17 protein-coding genes and 1 tRNA gene are annotated in these 19,669 nt (G+C 44.8%); 12 read left to right on the top strand and 6 right to left on the bottom strand.

Annotated elements, in window-relative coordinates; translation table 11 throughout:
• The 6 genes from ACFQ2O_RS10500 to ACFQ2O_RS10475 form a co-directional block, all read left to right on the top strand.
• Positions 1 to 202 (top strand): hypothetical protein (locus ACFQ2O_RS10500; protein WP_377527020.1); only part of this gene is annotated, 202 nt, incomplete at its 5' end.
• Complete coding sequence (locus tag ACFQ2O_RS10495) at positions 199 to 1,395, top strand: c-type cytochrome (protein ID WP_377527017.1); 1,197 nt, start codon at positions 199 to 201, stop codon at positions 1,393 to 1,395. The genes ACFQ2O_RS10500 and ACFQ2O_RS10495, both read left to right, overlap by 4 nt.
• 361 nt (positions 1,396 to 1,756) lie before the next feature.
• Complete coding sequence (ccoG, locus tag ACFQ2O_RS10490; RefSeq protein ID WP_377527013.1) at positions 1,757 to 3,160, top strand: cytochrome c oxidase accessory protein CcoG; 1,404 nt, start codon at positions 1,757 to 1,759, stop codon at positions 3,158 to 3,160.
• An 80-nt stretch (positions 3,161 to 3,240) separates the two neighbouring features.
• A complete protein-coding gene (locus ACFQ2O_RS10485) occupies positions 3,241 to 3,717 on the top strand; it encodes a FixH family protein (protein ID WP_377527010.1) in 477 nt (158 codons plus the stop codon).
• Complete coding sequence (locus tag ACFQ2O_RS10480; RefSeq protein WP_377527007.1) at positions 3,714 to 4,469, top strand: sulfite exporter TauE/SafE family protein; 756 nt, start codon at positions 3,714 to 3,716, stop codon at positions 4,467 to 4,469. Before ACFQ2O_RS10485 ends, ACFQ2O_RS10480 begins: the two co-directional genes overlap by 4 nt.
• A gap of 32 nt (positions 4,470 to 4,501) precedes the next feature.
• The gene (locus ACFQ2O_RS10475; RefSeq protein ID WP_377527003.1) at positions 4,502 to 5,422 is read left to right on the top strand and encodes a universal stress protein; all 921 of its coding nucleotides are present in this window, start codon (positions 4,502 to 4,504) and stop codon (positions 5,420 to 5,422) included.
• A 127-nt stretch (positions 5,423 to 5,549) separates the two neighbouring features.
• Here ACFQ2O_RS10475 and ACFQ2O_RS10470 read toward each other — a convergent pair whose 3' ends face one another.
• Positions 5,550 to 6,029, bottom strand: coding sequence for a universal stress protein (locus tag ACFQ2O_RS10470; RefSeq protein WP_377527000.1), 480 nt, complete (start codon positions 6,027 to 6,029; stop codon positions 5,550 to 5,552).
• A gap of 226 nt (positions 6,030 to 6,255) precedes the next feature.
• Here ACFQ2O_RS10470 and ACFQ2O_RS10465 point away from each other — a divergent pair, with 226 nt between their 5' ends.
• The 5 genes from ACFQ2O_RS10465 (at position 6,256) to hemA (ending at position 12,021) form a co-directional block, all read left to right on the top strand.
• Positions 6,256 to 7,809, top strand: coding sequence for a PAS domain S-box protein (locus ACFQ2O_RS10465; protein WP_377526997.1), 1,554 nt, complete (start codon positions 6,256 to 6,258; stop codon positions 7,807 to 7,809).
• 7 nt (positions 7,810 to 7,816) lie between these two features.
• Positions 7,817 to 8,263, top strand: coding sequence for a response regulator (locus ACFQ2O_RS10460; protein WP_377526994.1), 447 nt, complete (start codon positions 7,817 to 7,819; stop codon positions 8,261 to 8,263).
• A gap of 16 nt (positions 8,264 to 8,279) precedes the next feature.
• The gene (locus tag ACFQ2O_RS10455; protein WP_377526990.1) at positions 8,280 to 9,503 is read left to right on the top strand and encodes a hybrid sensor histidine kinase/response regulator; all 1,224 of its coding nucleotides are present in this window, start codon (positions 8,280 to 8,282) and stop codon (positions 9,501 to 9,503) included.
• Positions 9,504 to 9,507: 4 nt separating this feature from the next.
• Positions 9,508 to 10,572: a response regulator gene (locus tag ACFQ2O_RS10450; protein ID WP_377526986.1), complete on the top strand. Its 1,065-nt coding sequence runs from the start codon at positions 9,508 to 9,510 to the stop codon at positions 10,570 to 10,572.
• A gap of 177 nt (positions 10,573 to 10,749) precedes the next feature.
• Positions 10,750 to 12,021 (top strand): glutamyl-tRNA reductase, encoded by a 1,272-nt coding sequence (gene hemA, locus ACFQ2O_RS10445; RefSeq protein ID WP_377526983.1) that lies wholly within the window; start codon positions 10,750 to 10,752, stop codon positions 12,019 to 12,021.
• A 194-nt stretch (positions 12,022 to 12,215) separates the two neighbouring features.
• On the opposite strand, the gene ACFQ2O_RS10440 is transcribed toward hemA, so the two are convergent.
• From ACFQ2O_RS10440 to ACFQ2O_RS10430, 3 genes are all read right to left on the bottom strand, one after another.
• A tRNA-Ala gene (locus tag ACFQ2O_RS10440) sits at positions 12,216 to 12,289 on the bottom strand.
• 119 nt (positions 12,290 to 12,408) lie between these two features.
• A complete protein-coding gene (locus ACFQ2O_RS10435) occupies positions 12,409 to 15,693 on the bottom strand; it encodes a TonB-dependent receptor (RefSeq protein ID WP_377526980.1) in 3,285 nt (1,094 codons plus the stop codon).
• Between the two features lie 199 nt (positions 15,694 to 15,892).
• Positions 15,893 to 16,510 (bottom strand): C40 family peptidase, encoded by a 618-nt coding sequence (locus ACFQ2O_RS10430; RefSeq protein ID WP_377526975.1) that lies wholly within the window; start codon positions 16,508 to 16,510, stop codon positions 15,893 to 15,895.
• A gap of 74 nt (positions 16,511 to 16,584) precedes the next feature.
• Between ACFQ2O_RS10430 and ACFQ2O_RS10425 the strand changes: the two genes are divergently transcribed.
• Complete coding sequence (locus ACFQ2O_RS10425) at positions 16,585 to 17,988, top strand: FAD-binding oxidoreductase (protein WP_377526971.1); 1,404 nt, start codon at positions 16,585 to 16,587, stop codon at positions 17,986 to 17,988.
• Between the two features lie 76 nt (positions 17,989 to 18,064).
• Here ACFQ2O_RS10425 and ACFQ2O_RS10420 read toward each other — a convergent pair whose 3' ends face one another.
• Both ACFQ2O_RS10420 and ACFQ2O_RS10415 read right to left on the bottom strand, forming a co-directional pair.
• Positions 18,065 to 18,283 carry a hypothetical protein gene (locus tag ACFQ2O_RS10420; RefSeq protein WP_377526968.1) on the bottom strand — a complete coding sequence of 73 codons (219 nt, stop codon included), beginning with the start codon at positions 18,281 to 18,283 and terminating at the stop codon, positions 18,065 to 18,067.
• Between the two features lie 14 nt (positions 18,284 to 18,297).
• Positions 18,298 to 19,191 carry an alpha/beta fold hydrolase gene (locus tag ACFQ2O_RS10415; protein WP_377526965.1) on the bottom strand — a complete coding sequence of 298 codons (894 nt, stop codon included), beginning with the start codon at positions 19,189 to 19,191 and terminating at the stop codon, positions 18,298 to 18,300.
• Between the last annotated feature and the right edge of the window lie 478 nt (positions 19,192 to 19,669).

Raw genomic sequence — 19,669 nt, 5'->3', positions numbered from 1 at the left:
TAAAAAAATGTATAAAAATGTTTTACAAGCCATAGACGGCATCGAAATATACCCGCTTATCTCGTTCAGTATCTTCTTTGTTTTCTTCCTGGGCCTGATCGTGTATGTTGCCCTGATGGACAAGACCTATGCACAGGCCATGAGCAGCTTTGCCTGCGGAAAAGAAGACGAGGACATCACTTTTGAAGGCGAAAGACAATGATCTCTATAAAAAACATATTCAGAAAAAGTAGCCTGGCTTTGATAGCTGGGGTGCTGCTGGCAGGCTCCAACGCTGTGCAGGCGCAGGATGCAGTAGAGGGGAAAAAGATTTTCGATGCAAACTGCGCTACCTGCCATAGTATAGAATCCGATGTGGTAGGGCCGGCACTGAAAGATGTGCATACCCGCCGCGAAGAAGCCTGGATTAAGCAGTTCGTGAAGAACTCTACAGAAATGATTCAGGCCGGCGACCCTGAAGCCAAAGCAGTTTTCGAGAAGTACGGTAAAGTGCAGATGACGAGCTTCGCTGGCCAGTTATCAGACGGCGACATTGAAAATGTAATTGCCTATGTAAAACAGGAGAGCGAGAACCCTACCACAGCAGAAACACCGCCAGCTGCTGACGGCACTACCATTGCCACGGCTGCGCCTCAGGAAGTTTCTTTTATGGACCTACCGTTGCTGGTGCACTTCACGATTGCGCTATCAGGCATTATCATCCTGCTGATCATTGCAGTTCTGATCATGCTGTTCCGTCTGTTCGTGCCAATGTTAGGCGACTCCATCTATGATGAGGACTTCCGCAATTCCTTTGCCGGGCGCGTGCTGTTCTTAATGCGTGGGGATGCTACTGTTGTAACAGGCAAAGCTAAAGACGAGATTCACTCCAGCCATGATTTTGATGGTATACAGGAATACGATAACGACCTGCCGCCTTGGTGGAAAACCATGTTTTATGTAAGTATTGTGTTTGCGATTGGCTATATGCTACACTTCCACGTGTTTAACACCGGAAAGCTGCAGGCAGAAGAGTATGAAATGGAAATGGAAGAGGCTGCTGCCCTTGCTGCGCTGAATGCAGATGACCCCAATGCCGTTACTACTTATGAAATATTGACAGAAGCGACAGCGTTAGAGTCTGGCAAAACCATTTTCAATACGAACTGTGCGGCCTGCCACGGGCAGGAAGGGCAGGGTACGGTAGGGCCTAACCTGACAGACGAGTACTGGCTGCACGGCGGCGATGTGAATGATATCTTCAAAACAGTGAAGTATGGCGTTCCGGCAAAAGGTATGGTGCCTTGGCAGGGTAAGCTTACCAAAGACCAGATACTGGAGGTGTCTAGTTACATCCTAAGCTTGCAAGGCTCTAACCCAGCCAACGCAAAAGAGCCGCAAGGCGAGAAGATGTAATTTTGAATAACTGAATTTTGAATGACTGAATATTAAAAGTGTGATGATTGGAGATTCGTAGGGACTCTTAACAAAAATTAACTCAAAGTTGGTAACCCGGCGGCTCTTTATACTTAAAGAGCCGCCGGGTTTATTTTTAGCGGATAAGATCTTATGTAACGCTGTGCTGACCAAGATCAACAGAGTTTATGACGTAGGTCATCTTTTGCCAGAGGCAGAATGCGGATTTTTGCAGAAGAGGAATTTGAAAAAGAGGAAGAGAGTCAGGTAATATCCCTGTTCAATTATTCACTCATTCAAAATTCAGTTATTCAAAATTTTTATACAGGCAGGACTAATATCCGCACAAATTACCACTGCCATGGCACTTAAAGTACAACCAACCGATGAATTTCGGGACCACATCTCTACAGTAGATGATCAGGGTAAGCGCGTATGGGTTTACCCCAAAAAGCCGAAAGGCAAACTGTATGATTACCGCAAATATGTTAGCTATTTACTGCTAACGCTTCTATTTGCAGGACCCTTCATAAAAATCAACGGCTTGCCGCTGCTCATGCTAAACGTAGTGGAGCGCAAGTTTGTGATATTTGGCGTGCTGTTCTGGCCGCAGGACTTCTTTATACTTGTACTGGCGTTCCTGACGCTGGTCGTCTTCATAATACTTTTCACGGTAGTTTATGGGCGTGTATTCTGTGGCTGGATATGTCCGCAGACTATCTTCCTGGAGATGGTGTTCCGCCGTATAGAGTATGCCATTGAAGGAGACTATACCAAGCAGAAAGCATTAAACAAAATGCCCTGGAACACGGAGAAGGTTGCTAAAAAAAGCGCTAAAACAGCTGCCTTTCTATTAATCTCTTTTCTCATATCCAACCTGTTTTTAGCCTATATCATAGGCGTAGAGGAGCTGCAGAAAATCGTGACAGAAGGACCCGCGAACCATTTGGCTGGCTTTGGCTCTTTAATTGCCTTTACGGCAGTTTTCTATTGGGTTTTTGCTTCGTTTAGAGAGCAGGTTTGTACCATTGTCTGCCCTTATGGTCGTTTGCAGGGCGTAATGCTGGATAAAAAGACTGTGGTAGTAGCCTATGATTATGGCCGGGGCGAACCGCGCGGAAAACTGCGCAAAAACCAGGAGCGTACCGAAGGCGACTGCATTGATTGCAAGCAATGCGTAAGCGTATGCCCTACCGGGATAGACATTCGCAACGGAGCCCAGCAACTAGAGTGTATTAACTGCACCGCCTGTATAGATGCCTGCAACGATATCATGCGCATGATTGATAAGCCGGAAGGCTTGATCCGTTACGAGTCTGAGGAAGGTATAGCGGAGGGCAAGAAGTGGAAGTTCTTCACCTCGCGTGTGATGGGCTATACAGCAGTGCTTGCCGTAATGCTCACTGCCCTTACTACACTGCTGTTAACCCGCGATGAAGCAGAGGCAACCATACTGCGAACACCGGGTCAGCTGTACCAGAAGACAGAGCAGGGGCACATCAAAAACCTCTACAACATCTCTGTTATCAACAAAACAAACCACGATATGCCGCTTACACTGAAGTTACTAGGTAAAGAAGGCACGATCAAAGTGATTGGCAGCGACCTTATACTTCCGGCACAAGGCATAGCAGAGGGCGTGTTCTTTACTGAAATAGCAAAAGAACAGCTAACCAGCATGAATTCAGAAATAGAAATTGGGGTGTATCACGGCGAGGAGCTAATCACCACCACTGATACGAAGTTCCTGGGACCTGCAAATTAGAGCAAGTAGAAGCTGATTAGCATAAGTATAAAGTATAGAACGTCCTCTTTTGGTGGAGGACAAACTAAATAAACAGCAAGATGAAAACCTCAACTGAAAATAAAAGCTTTACCCTTTGGCCTTACGCTATAGTAGTATGTATGGTCATGTTCATGGGGTATATCGCCTCCTTTGTGTACAAAGCCATGAACCAGGATGTGGATTTGGTAAGCAAAAATTACTACGAGCAGGAGATACAGTACCAGGACCACATCAACATGATGGACCGTACAAAAGCTGCCGGTAATGTAGCCATCACCTATAACCATGATATAAAGGGCATCCTGGTGCAGCTTCCGGAAAGCTTTAAAGGGCAGCCTATACAAGGCAAAGTTAACCTGTTCCGTCCATCTGACGATCAGCTGGATCAGGAGCTGCCTCTGCAGCTTGGCCGTGACCTGAGCCAGTTAATAGAAACTGAAAAGCTACAGACTGGCCTCTGGAAAGTGCGTGTCAGCTTTACAGCCAAAAACGAAACCTATTACGCAGAGCAAAATATTCAGGTAGCTAAGCCATGATTTGGGCTGGATTCTTATTTGGAATAGTTGGTAGTTTCCATTGTGTCGGGATGTGCGGCCCTATAGCAATGGCGCTACCCTTTGTCGGGAGTACCGGCTGGCGCTATTATGCCGGCCGGCTCCTGTACAACAGCGGTAGAATTGTAACCTATGCCTCGCTTGGTGCTTTGGCCGGAGCTTTTGGAGAGTCGCTGCAAATGGCAGGTTTACAGCAAACAGTCTCTATTGTGTCTGGTATACTTATACTGCTGTTGCTTGTGTTGCCGGCTACCCTTAAAGGCAAGTATGCAGCTATACTTGGCACCGATAAACTGATGACCTGGGTGAGGCATAAGCTGAGCTTTTACTTTCAAAAGAACTCTTTAGGTTCGCTCTTTATGGTGGGCCTGCTGAATGGTTTGCTGCCTTGTGGCTTTGTGTACATCGCTTTGGCCGGGGCTATCAGTGCGCCGGGTGTAGGGGGTGCTATGCTTTACATGACCTTGTTTGGCCTGGGTACTTTCCCGCTTATGTTCCTAGTGTCGTTATCTGGCAAATTAATCAGCCTAAAGCTGCGCAGCACTTTTAACAGAGCAGTACCTTACATTGGCACCACACTAGCCATCTTATTTATAGTTCGTGGTTTAGGCCTTGGCATACCTTACCTGAGCCCAAAAGTCGTGGAAACCGCAAGCCATAAAAAAGAGATGAGCTGCTGTAGCAAACCTGTAGCAGTTAAGGCAGAACGAACCGATATTTTTAATAACCGATAAGAAAGCATCATCAACCCCATCTACACTAAACTATGTGCAAGACTAAAAAAATAAAGCGTGTGTTGGTGCCGGTACAGTTCAACGAGGCAGGCAAAAAGCTGCTTCGCTATGCCTGGCACCTGGCTAACACTCTTGAGGCAGAGCTCCTGCTGCTGCACAACAGTGGCACCAAAGACCTTACCTTCACACAACAAACCCGCAACATCCAGCAGTTGCGCACATTCAGCGAGCCGGTTCTGAGCGAAGAGCAAAAGCCAACTACCCGGCAGGTGCCGTATGAGTGCGTAGTGCGGCCGGATAGCCTGCACAACAGTGTTCTGGCCGTTACCCAGGATTATGCTGTGGATATGGTGCTGATGGAAACCTGTATTCTGCATCAGGAAGAGGAACAGGCAGATCCTGACAATGCAGCAGCTATCATGGAACTGGTCAGCTGTCCGGTGATGGTGGTACCTTGTACGGCCCCATTTAAAAAACTGGAGAACCTGGTGTTTGCCACAGACTTTACTGATCAGGAAGACCATGTATTGCAGCAGATCGTGAATTTTGCAGCGCAGGCTGCGGCTAACCTGACGCTGGTTCAAATCTATGCGAAGGCAGAGCGCCAGCAACTGAGCACTTACAAAGCAGCCATGCTTGCTATCGAAAAGAAGCTACAAGGCAAAAACGTAACACTTAGGTTATTGGAAGAGGAAGATACGCTGGAGGGCATCAGTGATTTTGCTGAAAGATCAGCGGCCAGCATGCTTATACTTGCTACCCAGGATAATTACCTGATGCAGCGGCTGTTTAGCAGCAACTACATCAAAACAATGGCCTATCACACCCGCTACCCAATCCTTACTTTCAGGCAACTGAAGAAAAAGCCTTGCTCAGGCATGTGTACCAACTGTAAAAGCAAAAAATCAGGAAAAGAAAGTGTAGGTAATACCTCTTTAACAACAGCTGAGTAAGTATAAACCGGAAGCAAAACAAAAGCCCAATCAGCGTTAAACTGGTTGGGCTATGTTTGTTTTAATAGCCTGGAAGTATAAATAGTTACTCTTAATGGGGAAGTTGAACAGCTTTAACCTGGCAGGTTTAGGTAGATGCAAGTATGGGGGCAGGCAAGAAACCAGGCAGCTGTAGCTGCTGCGCAAGGGCACTCTGCAATGCCTGCATATCAAAAGGAGCCGTAGTAGGTATGCTTAATACGGGTGTAGTGTTGTGGGCAGACACAGTAAGAGCACACTGGCCCTCTATATTCGGGTGGCACAGAATTGCTATACTGGCTTTTACGGTATCAGCTATAGCCAGTATTTCGTGCGTTTCAGAACCTGGTTTTATCAGGCGCGTGATAGAAGCCCCGGTGCTGTTGTGCAGTTTGCGGGCTAGTTTATCAAGGCGTGCCTGTACCTGCCGCTCACTCGGAAAGGTGCTGCTGCTACTATCAGTGGCAGCAGGATGATAGGCATAAAAAAGAATAAGTCTGGCCTTGCAAAGCATTGCCATCTCTGCGGTATATAATGCTACATCGGCAGCATTTTTAGAAAAGTCTACAGATACGAGTATGTTTTTCATATTTAGAACACCGGTGATAAAAACACTGGCATAAGCCAACACCACAGGAACCGTAACCCGAGCGGTAGTTTTGTGTAAATGATGCAGTAAAATTAAGCAGCTGCACCTGTTAACCTGATGACGTTGAGCAACTCAGTAGATGACAGATGTCACTAATCAGGAATGTATGCAGGTTTCTTTAGCAATTCTTTGCCGAACAAAGTATTTTTAAGAAAACATTGACGCCTTGGAAGAAACATCAAACCATTACGAGCATAGCCTTGATAACAGTACAAGGCTGAAAGCCATTATAGATGGAGCCATCGACGGGATCATTACCATCGATAGCAAGGGTATTGTAGAAACCATGAATCCTGCCGCAGCTCGTATTTTTGGTTACGTTCCGGAAGAGATTATCGGCCAAAACATAAAAGTGCTGATGCCAGAGCCAGACCATAGCCAGCACGACCAATACATCCAAAATTATTACCGCACCGGAGAAGCACAGATAATCGGTAAAGGGCGAGAGGTTTTAGGCCTGAAGAAAGACGGTTCAGTTTTCCCGTTTATGCTAAGTATAAGTGAGGTAAGGCTGCAGGATAAGCTCATTTTCACTGGGATTGTGCATGATATAAGTGAGCTTAAAAAAACGGAGGCGGCCTTGCGCGAAAGCGAGAACAAGATCAACTCTATCATACAGGCTGCTGTAGACGGTATCATCACCATTGATACTCGGGGTGCAATAGAAATGGTAAACCCTTCTGCGGCCAGGCTTTTTGGCTATGATGCAGAAGAGCTGCTGGGCAAAAGTATAAATATACTGATGCCGGAGCCGGACCGTAGCCAGCACAACGGCTACATGCATCATTACCACGAAACAGGGGAGAAGCGCATTATCGGCATTGGCCGTGAGGTAACAGGCAAGCGCAAAGACGGCACCGTTTTTCCGTTTTACTTAAGTATAAGCGAGGTGCAGCTGGCCGATCGTAAAGTATATACTGGCTTTGTACACGACATCACCAGACAGAAGATAACGGAAGAGCGCTTGCGCCGTTATGCTGCCGAACTGGAGCGAAGCAACCGGGAGTTGCAGGACTTTGCCTATGTTTCCTCGCATGATTTGCAGGAGCCACTGCGCAAGATACAAGCCTTCGGAGACCGCTTGCTGACCAAAGAGTATGATAACCTGAGCGAGCAAGGCAAAGATTATGTAGACCGGATGCTAAATGCAGCTTCGCGCATGCAGAACCTGATAAACGACCTGCTCAACTTCTCCAGGGTCACCACCAAATCAAAACCTTTTGTAAAAGTAAAGCTGGATGATATTCTGACAGAGGTAATATCTGATCTGGAAGTTTCCATTGAAAAAACAAGTGCAGAAATCATACGTTCTCCGCTCCCTGAAATAGAGGCGGAGCCGACGCAGATGCGCCAGCTTTTCCAGAACCTGCTCAGCAATGCCATCAAGTTCCGGAAAGAAAACGAAACGCCGATCATCAATATTTATGCTAAGAACCTGCAGCGCAAGGCACACCTTACAGCTACACCAGGCGATGAGGTAACGGAGATTTATATAGAGGATAACGGCATAGGCTTTGATGAAAAGTACCTGGACCGGATCTTCAATATTTTTCAGCGCCTGGAAGGGCAACGGTACGAAGGCTCGGGCATTGGCCTGGCCGTTTGCCGTAAAATTGCCATCCGTCATGGAGGCGACATTACGGCTAAAAGCCAGTTAGGGATTGGTACCCGCTTTATCATTACCTTAGCCTTAAAACATCCTGAAGAAGAAGAACAATAGCCATATCATGTCAGATAAAAGATCGATCATTATACTTATTGCCGACGACGATGCAGAGGACCGCATGCTGGTGAAGGATGCGCTGGAAGAAAGCCGTCTGAAAAACAATATCCATTTTGTAGAGAACGGGGAAGAATTGATGGACTACCTGCACCACCGGGGCAAGTACGCCGACCTACATACCTACCCAACGCCGGGGCTTATCTTGCTGGACCTGAACATGCCAAAAAAAGACGGGCGTGAGGCGCTAAAGGAAATAAAATCAGATGACCGGCTGCGCCTGATTCCGGTGGTGGTGCTAACTACGTCTAAGGCGGAGGAAGACATACTTCGCACCTATGACCTGGGCGTTAGCTCCTTTATCACCAAACCTGTTACATTTTCTTCGTTGGTGGATGTGATGAAGACCCTGAGCAAGTACTGGTTTGAAATAGTTGAACTGCCAAAGCTGTAGCCTTACCACCCAAAGCATGTCGAATAAAACGCACATACTGCTGGTAGATGACGACGAAGACGATTACATCATCACCCGTGATATTATAGAGGATATACCGGGGCGCAACTACGTGCTCGACTGGACAAGCTCTTTTAATGAAGCCCTGGAGATAATTGCCCAACGCCGGCACGACATTTATCTGGTGGATTATCGGTTGGGAGCCCATGATGGTCTGGAGTTGATAAAAGAGGCTATCAAGCAAAGTTATACCATGCCTTTTATACTGCTTACCGGCCAGAGCGACCGTGAAACAGATGAGAAAGCCATGCGTGCCGGTGCCATGGATTACCTGGTGAAAGGTACCATCAGCCCGAATGAGCTGGAGCGATCTATCCGCTATAGTATAGAGCATGCCAAAAGTCTGGCCGTAATTCAGCGCTTAAACTCTGAGCTGGAGCAGCGTGTGAAGGAGCGGACACAGGAACTAGGTACAGCCATTAAAAAGTTAGAGCAAACCAACAGAAGCCTCTACGAGGCCGAGCAGGAGGTGCGCAAAGCACTGCAGAAGGAAAAGGAGCTACATGAGCTAAAATCAAGGTTTGTGACTATAGCCTCGCATGAGTTTAGGACGCCGCTGAGTACGGTGCTGTCGTCGGCTTCGCTTATCTCGAAGTATAAAACCACCGAAGACGACGACAAACGCATCAAGCATGTGGACCGGATAAAGTCGGCGGTAAGTAACCTGACAAGTATACTGAACGATTTCCTATCCATTAGCCGCATTGAAGAAGGGAAGATTTACAATGTACCCTCCACCTTTGATCTGGAGGCTTTTGCAGCCGAGGTAGCAGATGAAGCACAAGGTGTGCTAAAACTAGGGCAGAAAATAATGTACCAGCACCAGAGCGATGATAAGATTGCTGTGCTGGACAAGCAGCTGCTCAAGAACGTGCTGTTTAACCTGCTGTCTAATGCCAGTAAGTACTCTTCAGAGCATAAGGAAATTAACTTTACAACAAGTATAGCCAGCGATACCCTGAAAATAGTAGTTGAAGACCAGGGTATAGGTATTCCGGAGGCCGACAAAGCACACCTGTTTACACCGTTTTTCCGAGCCCAAAACGTGACGAATATTCAAGGTACCGGCCTTGGGCTGAACATAGTAAAAAGATACGTAGACATAATGGGGGGCGCACTGGATTACCAAAGTGAATTAGACAAAGGAACTACCTTTATTGTAACACTTCCGCAAACATAGCACCATGAAAAAGATATTGCTGATAGAAGATAATTTCGAGATACGTGAGAACATAGCTGAAATTCTTACGCTGGCCAATTACGAAATACTGGAGGCCGAAAACGGTAAAGTAGGCGTAGACCTGGCAAAACGCGAAGTTCCAGACTTGATTATTTGCGATATCATGATGCCGCAGCTGGATGGCTATGGCGTTTTGCGCATGCTGAGTGGTAACACAGCAACAGCCAGTATTCCGTTTATCTTTCTTACCGCAAAATCAGAGAAAGAAGACTTTCGCAAAGGCATGAACCTGGGTGCCGATGATTACCTGATCAAGCCATTCGATGACCTGGAATTGCTGGATGCGGTGGAGATGCGCCTGAAGAAGAACGAAAACCTGAAATCAGGTTTTCAGAAAAACGCTGATGGTCTTAACGATTTTCTGCAGGAAGCCAAAGGACAGGAAAACCTGGAAAAGCTGACATCAGACAAGCAGAAACTACAGCATTTTAAACGCAAGCAAACGCTCTTTTTAGAAGGCAATCACCCGAATGCATTATACTTTCTGAACAAGGGTAAAGTAAAAACTTATAAATCGAATGAAGATGGCCGCGAGTATATTACCAACCTGTATAAGGACGGTGATTTTATTGGCTACCTCGACCTGATTGAAGATAAAGCTTACCGTGAGTCGGCGGTAGTAATGGAAGATGCAGAGGTTTATGTGATCTCGAAAGACGATTTCTTTCTGCTCCTGCACAACAACCGCCTGGTGGCAAATCAGTTTATCAAAATACTGTCTGATAACCTGGCCGAGCGCGAGGACAGGCTGCTGAAACTGGCCTATAACTCCGTTAGGAAAAGAGTAGCGGAGGCACTGCTGTTCGTGGAGAAACAATACGCTGAAAACGCGCAGACACAGGAGTCACAGGTTTCTATCTCAAGGGAAGATTTGGCAAGTATAGTGGGAGCTTCCAAAGAAACTGTAATCCGTACCCTAGCTGATTTTAAAGACGAAAACCTTATCAAGAGCCAGGGCAGCAAAATTACGATCATTGATATAGAAAAGCTTCGTAAGATGCGCAATTAAAGTAATCTACTTATAAGCTATCATTGCTATCAGAGGTATAGCCTTACAAGTGCAGCAGCTGGTTCAAATGAGCCAGCTGTTTTTGTTTGAGCAGAATCACTTTCTAAACTGACGAACATCATCTTTTTGCTTTATTGATATGCTGAACTTTGCATCGAAGTAAACTCAGAGATAAAAATGCAAAGCAAGTTCAACGTACTGACACTATCTTATAAGAATGCTCCTATCGCTATTCGTGAAGCTGTTGCTTTAAATGAGATCGGGTGTCGTAACTTATTGGATAAGGTGAAGGAGTTCACCGCCTGTTCAGAGGTGCTGGTGCTTTCTACCTGCAACCGCACAGAGGTATACTATACTTCTGAAGTAGATCACACGAACGAACTTGTGAAGCTGATTGCACTGGAGAAAGGGTTTATTGCCACTAAAGGCATACTGCCATACTTTGAGTCTATCAATAACCACGAAGCCGCCATGACGCACCTGTTCAGGGTAGCTTTAGGGCTGGAGTCGCAGGTGGTGGGCGATGTGCAGATAATGAACCAGGTGAAGAACGCCTACCAGTGGGCCATTGAAGCTGATACGATAGGGCCTTTCCTGCACCGCTTGCTGCACACTGTTTTTAATGCAAACAAACAAGCTGTTAACAACACAAACTTCCGTGATGGCGCTGCCTCAGTGTCTTATGCCACTGTTGAGATGGTGGAGGAATTAACTGCTACGATAGAAAACCCACGTGTGCTTTTAATAGGAGTAGGGGATATTGGCCGCGATGTATGCCTTAACTTTAAGAAGTCGCGCATCCAGCACCTTACTATAGCAAACAGAACACATCGCAAAGCAGTAGAACTGGCCGAACGTGTAGGTGCCACAGCTACCTATTGGGAAAACGTGTGGCAGGAGATAGAGGAGACAGATGTGGTGATCTGTAGCGTGCCCGGCGACTGTTTCTTTATTTCAAAAGACAATGTGCAGCAGCTTGCGGTACAGCAACAAGCTAAAATATTCCTGGACCTTTCGATGCCGAGAAGTATAGATGTGCATATAGGGCAATTGCCAGGGTTCTCTGTTTACAACATTGATGAAGTGAAGAATCGCACCACGGAAGCGTTAACCTTGCGTTTAGCTGCTATCCCGGCAGTAGAGCAGATCATAGCAGAAGCTGTATCTGAGTTCAGAAGCTGGGAGAGCGAGATGGCGTTTTCGCCGGTTATACAGCAGTTTAAAAACCACCTGGAACAAATCAGGCAGCAGGAACTGGCGCGTTATGTGAAAAAGCTAAGCGCAGAAGAAACAAAGTTAATCGAAACGATTACACAGCGTATGCTGAACAAGATTATCAAGCTACCCGCCATGGAACTAAAAGCTGCCTGCCAACGCGGAGAACCTGAGAACCTGTCAGAAAGCCTGAAGGTGCTGTTTGATCTTGAGGGAAGCAACACAGTGGCTTAAGCAAGAGTTAAAAAAATATATTCGTGTTTAGTGAGAAGGATGAAAGCTAACTGGAGAAATCTGGTTAGCTTTTCTGCTGTAGAGACTATGTTAAGAAATACTTTCCTATCTAGTAGCTCACTGATCATTTTGAAAGCTATTTGTAGTAAAACAAAAAAGCACTTACCGCTTTAGCAGTAAGTGCTTTTTATATGTGGAGAATAACGGAGTCGAACCGTTGACCTCCTGCGTGCAAGGCAGGCGCTCTAGCCAGCTGAGCTAATCCCCCTTTGTGGTCACAAAAATAGGAGAATTATTTTAGATACAAAATATCTTGTTCGTTTTTGTGCAAAAGAAAAAGGGGCAGCTTTTGCTGCCCCTTTTATTATGAGTATGATGCTATTCTTCTTAGTTGAATATATAGCGGATACCAAGTTGGCCAACCCATCTTGAGCCACCGATAGGCTCATCAGATAATGTATAAGGTTGGTTATTGCTAACTGGTGTAAAATTATAAACAGGTACGTTATTAGCTGTGATCTCTGCCAAACGAATGGTTCTGAATGTGTTGTCAAAGTATGAGTTGCCATATGCATAACGGTTACCCCAATCTTTGTTTATCAAGTTCCCAACATTTAGTACATCCAGAGAAAGTTGTAGCGTGTTGCGTTTGCCAGCAACATTGGTGAAGATGTCCTGAACAATTTTAACATCGAACTGATGAGTGAAAGGAGTTCTAGCTCCGTTACGCTCTGCATACTGACCTCTACGTTCTCTTAAGTACTCCTGAGATTCAATAAATTCATTAAATTGAGTCCACTGAGTAGCTTGTTCAGCAGGTGTGCCTGCGAAAGTAATTTCATTAGCATCTCTAGGAATGTAAAGTAGGCTGTAGTTTTCATTGTTGTTATAAGATGATCTGGAAAGGTCACCGTTAACTACATATGAGAATGGAGTGCCTGACTGTCCTGTATAGAATACAGAAATCTGTGTACCTAGGTGATTTAAGTATTCTTTTCTATATGAAACTGCACCTACAATTCTGCTGCCTACATTGAAAGGGGAGTTACCAATTTCTAAGTTATTTGAGCCATTAACGGTTGGTACTCTGTAGTAGTTTGACTGGTTCTGAGAAGAAGTGCCAGCAAATAAGTCTTTAGACTTTGTATAAGAGTAAGCTATTGAGCCAAAGAACCCATTATCAAATGTTTTCTGTAGCTGTGCAGAAGCAGTCCATGCATAACCTTTATCTACATTGTCAATATAAATAACTTCTTGATACTGACTTAATCTCTTCTTTGCGCCTGAGGCAGAGGGATAAAGCAATCTATTGTCTGCACCTGCAAGTGTAGCAGATGGATCAACAAGGTTAAGGTTACTAAATCTAAAGGCATTCAGGTTTTTAGAGTACATAAAGTCTGCCGTACCAACTATACCCCAAGGTAACTGTTGGTCGATACCTATGTTTACTCTTGCAATTTGAGGTAATTCAAAGTTTTCGTCAAGTACTGTAATGTTACCCCCTGGGCCTGTTGCCTGTGCTCTTTTTGGTTGGTTCAACGGATCAGCTTCGAAATCAACTGTTGCAGCTGTGCCATTACCTACTGCATTCCTATCTAATAGTACACCTGATTGGGTGAACGCGCCACCAGCCCAAACAAACGGGAACCTTGATGTGAAGATGCCTGCTCCTCCTCTTAGTTGTGTTGCTCTGTCTCCTCTAACATCCCAGTTAAATCCTACACGAGGTGACCACATTAATGCTGGTTTAGGCATACTGTTTGTTTTAACATTATACTGCTTTGCCAAAACTGAATTATTGAAGTCGGTGTTTTCCAATGGCTCATCAAGATATAGTGGTATGTCTAAACGGATACCACCTGTAATCTTCAGGTTTTCAGTCATCTGATATTCATCCTGAGCATAGAAGCCCAGCTGCATTGCCTTGAACTTAGCACCCTCTCTAGGATTAGATGTTTTGCTGTACTGATAAGTAAAGTTAGTTGCTAAGCCTCTTTCCCAGTTTTCTATAGCTGTGTAAGGAACTCCTGTGGCTGGATTTATATCAGTAGGTACGGACTGTTTAAAAGTATAGTCACCAAATGCTTGACCAATGAAAGCATTGTAGATGCTATAGAATTCGTTGTGAGTACCTAATGTGAAGGTGTGGTTACCAGCAAAGATGTTTAAGTTATCAGTTAAAGTATAAACATCCTGATCTAATTGGTTTACTGTAGAGAATGCTTCAGCACCTAAGCTAACTGTTCTTCGATCATCTAATTGAATAGAAACTCTTGGGAACGGTGCACCAGGAGTAGTTCTAGGTTCTCTTACAGTGGTGAAGCCAGCTACGAAATTGTTTGAGATACTATTTGAGAATCTGCTGTTAAATTCAACTACACCTGATTGGGTTGTACTTTCTCTAAGTACAGCACCATTCGTGAAAGTAACTGAATTTTGAGATCTAGACAGTTGAATTGCATCGCCATAAGTATAGCTATATCTGGCAGTAAGTTTATGTTTGTCAGATACATTCCAATCTATTCTACCAAAAAACTTCTCAGAGTTATTTGTTTCTTCCTGAGTACCAAAGCCTCCAGGGTTATAACCTAGTTCAGATGCACGTGCCGCAATTGCTTCCAGTTCTGCAACCGCGAGATTAGAGCCAGCCTGACCCGGTGCAAAGCTTAAAGGGCTAACACGCTCAGTTTTCTCTGCATTAATAAAGAAGAACAATTTATCCTTCAAGATAGGACCTCCAATACGTACACCATATTGTTTGTCAGTAAAATCAGCGAATTTTTGAGCCTCTTCTCCTTCTTTTAGCAATGCTCCAGGAGTTTTACCAGCTAAGTCCTCATTTCGGAAGTAATAGTAAGCTGAACCACTAAATTCATTTGTACCCGAGCGTGTAACAGCTGAGATACCACCACCGGCAAAGCCACCTAAACGGACATCATAAGGAGCTATCTGTACGTTAAACTGCTCAATAGCATCAAGAGAAATTGGCGAAGTACCAGTGCTACCGCCGTTCGTACCTGTACCTGAAAGGCCGAAAACATCGTTACTTACAGCACCATCAATGGTCACTTGGTTGAATCTGTTGTTGATACCTGCAATAGAGATTGATGTGCCTTTGATATCAGCTTGTGGCGTTAAGCGAACAAAGTCATTGAATCCACGTGCAACAGTTGGTAAGGCTGTGATTTGTTCAGTACTTACAGTTGTAGCTGCACCTGTTCTTTCTGTGTTAATAACATTGTCTCTGTTGCTTACAACCTGAACTTCGCTTAATGTTTGGCTGCTCGGACTAAGATCAAAATTGAGTGTTTGAGTTTGGCCAAGCGTAAGGTTGATATTGTTTGCTACCTTATCTTGGTAGCCAACATACTTTACTGTTACAGTGTAAGGGCCACCAACACGCATGTTTTGAAAGTTATAGCGACCTTCTCCATTAGTTGGTGCTACATATTGAGTGTTTGTTGGCTGGTGTACAGCAATAACTGTAGCTCCAGGCAGTGCTGTTCCACTCTCATCTTGGACTGAACCGTTAATAGCAGCAGTAGTAGAGCCTTGTGCCCAGCTAAGCTGTACGGTAAGTACCAATGCCAGAAGGAGGCACAGTTTACGATAGAAATTTTTCATAAATAAATAAGGAGTTGATTGATTTTCACGCAAAGGTAAGCTTGTCATCAGTATTTATCATAACATTATTGTTAATTCTGTGTTAAAAGATTTAACTTTTGTTATCAAATTTTGTGGTTAAACTTCAATGTTATAAGTCGGTATAAAACACACAGGCCCTGTCGCTAATCTTAGAGCTACAGGGCCTGTGCATTGAGGATTCTACTAAAAATGATCTTTTATGTATGTAGCTGCTTGAGCCTTACTTTTAAAAAACGGGCGGCCTGACCGCTTTCACAAATATTTTCTGATAATGCTCTGCATACAGGTTGTTTTCAATCACCCCTAGTGATGTAGATGCATGAATAAATCGCACCTCGTCTCGGCTAATAACCTCTGTTACCATGCCTACATGCGTAATATTACGCTTGCTGGAGCCGAAGAAAACCAGATCCCCTTCTTTCAGGTCTTTTGTTTTAACATCTCTGCCATACTTGCTTTGTTCTTCAGAAGTGCGGGGAAGAGTTACGTCTATACTTTGGAACGAGGTGCAAAGGAGGCCGGAGCAATCCATCCCTATACGCGTTGTGCCTCCCCATCTATAAGGAACTCCGGTATACGACCTGGCGGCTTTTATAACAGCAGCTACATCCTTATCTAAATTACGGTGGCTACGGGTGCGGCTGGTGCGGTCTTTAGAATTAGTGGCAATGCTTCTGTCGGTACGTGTGCCTGACCGGCGTGCTGCACGTTTTTCTGCGGCAATTTCACGGGCTGACCTGTATTCTTCGCCTCGTTTGCTAAACACTGGCTGAGACGACTGGCAGGAGGCCAACAGCACGACCATAAAGATAAAAAGGGCAGAAGTAGTAAAAAGTGATTTCAAAGCGTATTTTAGCAATTAAGGTAAAACAAATTATAATTACTGGCTAATTTAAGGATTAGCATACCTATATAAAAATGAAATTTAACTCAATCACCCCCGAAGCTATAGAAGCCTTTGCCTCCATTGTTGGCCAGGAGTACATAGTACTGCCTGCCGCTGCTGAGGATATGATGCGCTACACCCACGACGAAACCGAAGATCTACGCTACGAGCCGGAGGTAGTGCTTAAACCTGCTAACGCTTCTGAGATCAGTCGTATTATGCAGTACTGCTACGAAAATATGATTCCGGTAACGCCGCGCGGTGCAGGTACAGGTTTAAGTGGTGGTGCGCTGGCGATACATAAAGGAGTTATACTCTCTACCGAGCGATTAAACAAAATTATTGATATAGATGAGCGTAACCTGCAGGCTACCGTTGAACCTGGCGTTATCACGCAGGTTTTTCAGGAGGCTGTTATAGCGCAAGGACTATTCTACCCGCCAGACCCGTCCAGCCGTGGCAGCTGCTTTCTCGGTGGCAACTTGAGCGAGTCCAGCGGCGGACCAAGAGCTGTAAAATATGGCGTCACCAAAGATTATGTATTAAACGTGGAGGTAGTACTGCCTTCAGGGGAAATTACCTGGACAGGTGCCAATGTGTTGAAAAATGCAACAGGCTATAACCTTACGCAATTGATGATTGGTAGCGAGGGCACATTGGGTATAATTACCCAAATCGTATTTAAGCTAATTCCTTTCCCTACCCAGAACCTGGTCATGCTGGTGCCTTTCCGCAAAGAAGAAGAAGCTTGCGAAGCCGTATCTAAGATCTTTGTGGCAGGTATTGTGCCCTCTGCCCTGGAATTTATGGAGCGCGAGGCGATAGAGTGGGCTGACCGCTACCTTGGCTTTGACATAGATAGACCAGCAGACGAACTGGCGCACCTGCTGATTGAACTTGATGGCAACGATATGGAGCTGCTCTTTAAAGATGCTGAGCGTGTATATGAGGTACTGGAAGCCTTTGATGTAGGCGAGATACTGGTGGCTGATAACGAAAAGCAAAAAGCTGAGCTCTGGATGCTGCGCAGAAATGTGCCACACGCAGTAAAAGGGAACTCAATCTATAAAGAAGAAGATACAGTGGTGCCAAGAGCCGAATTGCCAAAGCTTTTGAAAGGAGTGAAAGAAATAGGAGCCAGGTATAACTTTAAATCGGTTTGCTACGGCCACGCTGGCGATGGTAACCTGCACGTGAATATTGTGAAGGCGGATATGAGTGATGAGGATTGGAACACCAAACTACCGGAGGGTATAAAAGAGATTTTCCAGCTTTGCGTAAGTTTAGGAGGTACTATTTCTGGTGAGCATGGTATTGGCCTGGTGCAGAAGCCATATATTGGTATTGCCTTAAATGAGGTGCAACTTCGGCTGATGCGGGGAATCAAAGAATTATTTGATCCGAGAGGCATACTTAATCCGGGTAAGATCTTTTAAAGAGAACAGGCGCAGTAATTATTAGCTGCGCCTGTTCTCTTTAAAAGATGATATGCTCTGGTTTTATCATATACTTCTAAGCTTTCTTCTTATTTTTTGCCTGTTGCACCTGAGCCAGGTTATTGTCCATGCCCCGCAGGTTTAGCCAGGACTGCATCAGGTTTAAGTGCGACTCATTTAAGGGTGCTTCTTGTGGCCATTCTGGCACCGGTGTAATTCTTGGTATTCTCATAGCATTCATGTGGTTGTTTGGTTGCTTTAAATCAGGTTTGCTCATTAGTTTGTCTGTTTTCATTATACTTATATTAATTATTCGTGTACAGGCTCTCGCTTTTTCTGTTCTTCCTGTACGAAGTTGTCTACATACTTTGATATCTCTTCTGCGCTGTCTTCCTGTAAAAAGTGACCTCCTTCTTCAAATGGAATTACGTAGCATTCGTGAAAGAATTTCTTCCAACGTTGCAGCGCTTCAATATGCACTAGCTTATCCCGCTCTCCCCAAAGTATAAGTGTTGGTATTTGCTGTATCATCTTTCGCTCCTGCCAAAGCTCATTGTACCATTTGGTTACGCCTATCAGTTCACGGGCACAGGCCAGGTTCCGAACATGGTCCTCTGGTTTACCCAGCGCTTTTACATAGTGTTCTTTGATCAGTTCAGGCATATTGCCCTCTTCTTCAAATAAATCATGTATCAAATCAGTGGCTGATACATTTAATTTAGAATGTAAAAACTTACCTAAAGGCCCAACCAGGTACTTGCTCGTTTTGGAAAAGGTCTCATGCTTTGATAAGGACCAGGTCCAGGAGTTAAGCATCACAATGTTCTTTACGTTTTCCGGATGCCGGATAGCATAGGCCATACCAATGGGAGTTCCAAAATCATGCACAAGCAGCGTAACATCCTTTAGTTGCAGGTGCTCCATCAGTTGCTCGAAGTTAGCCGCATGTGCCCGTGGCTTATAACTCCAGGCTTGTGGCTTATCAGACAAACCGAATCCCAACATATCCATTGCAATGCAACGATACTTTTTGCGCAGCACCTTGATGAGGTTCCGGTAAAGGAAAGACCATGCCGGCGTGCCATGTATCATAACAAGAGGCGTGCCTTCTCCTTCATCAATATAATGCATCTTGCCTGCATCAAGCGCTATATAATTTGATTTAAAAGGATACTCCTTCCGATCAAGCCAGTCTGGTTTCATAACCTAAGGGTGATGTATACTGATTTATACTTCTTATGGCGTAGCCAAGTTGCTCGTTTAACTTAAAATGCACATCCCTTGGGCAAAAAGTAAACCATTGTGCAAGTCCAAATCTTTCAGCAAAGCACCTCAGGGGCATTGTGTAGTATTCATGATAACTAATATAGTGTAACCTGCGTAATGACTGCCGACCGGAAGAAGTAGCTGCTTTGCCATCTGCCGTTTTAAGGCTTAAAGCAAACAGGCAGATTGTCTTTTCGCAAGCAGCACAATAAAGCTTAGTTTAGTGGTTAAACTGGAACTGTTACTGAAGCAGAAGCGCTTTATAGTTAGAAAGCAGCTTTATGTAGCGGGTGGTTGAACTGAATAAATCTCAGATTTAGCTGGCGGTGCTTGAGATAAATCTTAAGCGCAACTCACAACCTGGCAGTTTTAAGATGATGTTAGATAATAAAAAATTATATTTGTAGCCTTAACC

Origin of the sequence: Pontibacter rugosus (genome assembly GCF_042678745.1) — a bacterium.
Lineage (GTDB): Bacteria > Bacteroidota > Bacteroidia > Cytophagales > Hymenobacteraceae > Pontibacter > Pontibacter rugosus.
The sequence above is the reverse complement of the archived record's forward strand: the minus strand, read 5'-3'. Positions and strand labels throughout refer to the sequence as shown.

Bases quoted from the DNA above. Each gene is read 5' to 3' on its own strand.
- ACFQ2O_RS10495 (WP_377527017.1), top strand. From the start codon at position 199: ATGATCTCTATAAAAAACATATTCAGAAAAAGTAGCCTGGCTTTGATA.
- ccoG (WP_377527013.1), top strand. From the start codon at position 1,757: ATGGCACTTAAAGTACAACCAACCGATGAATTTCGGGACCACATCTCT.
- ACFQ2O_RS10485 (WP_377527010.1), top strand. From the start codon at position 3,241: ATGAAAACCTCAACTGAAAATAAAAGCTTTACCCTTTGGCCTTACGCT.
- ACFQ2O_RS10480 (WP_377527007.1), top strand. From the start codon at position 3,714: ATGATTTGGGCTGGATTCTTATTTGGAATAGTTGGTAGTTTCCATTGT.
- ACFQ2O_RS10475 (WP_377527003.1), top strand. From the start codon at position 4,502: ATGTGCAAGACTAAAAAAATAAAGCGTGTGTTGGTGCCGGTACAGTTC.
- ACFQ2O_RS10470 (WP_377527000.1), bottom strand. From the start codon at position 6,029: ATGAAAAACATACTCGTATCTGTAGACTTTTCTAAAAATGCTGCCGAT.
- ACFQ2O_RS10460 (WP_377526994.1), top strand. From the start codon at position 7,817: ATGTCAGATAAAAGATCGATCATTATACTTATTGCCGACGACGATGCA.
- ACFQ2O_RS10455 (WP_377526990.1), top strand. From the start codon at position 8,280: ATGTCGAATAAAACGCACATACTGCTGGTAGATGACGACGAAGACGAT.
- ACFQ2O_RS10450 (WP_377526986.1), top strand. From the start codon at position 9,508: ATGAAAAAGATATTGCTGATAGAAGATAATTTCGAGATACGTGAGAAC.
- hemA (WP_377526983.1), top strand. From the start codon at position 10,750: ATGCAAAGCAAGTTCAACGTACTGACACTATCTTATAAGAATGCTCCT.
- ACFQ2O_RS10435 (WP_377526980.1), bottom strand. From the start codon at position 15,693: ATGACAAGCTTACCTTTGCGTGAAAATCAATCAACTCCTTATTTATTT.
- ACFQ2O_RS10425 (WP_377526971.1), top strand. From the start codon at position 16,585: ATGAAATTTAACTCAATCACCCCCGAAGCTATAGAAGCCTTTGCCTCC.
- ACFQ2O_RS10420 (WP_377526968.1), bottom strand. From the start codon at position 18,283: ATGAAAACAGACAAACTAATGAGCAAACCTGATTTAAAGCAACCAAAC.
- ACFQ2O_RS10415 (WP_377526965.1), bottom strand. From the start codon at position 19,191: ATGAAACCAGACTGGCTTGATCGGAAGGAGTATCCTTTTAAATCAAAT.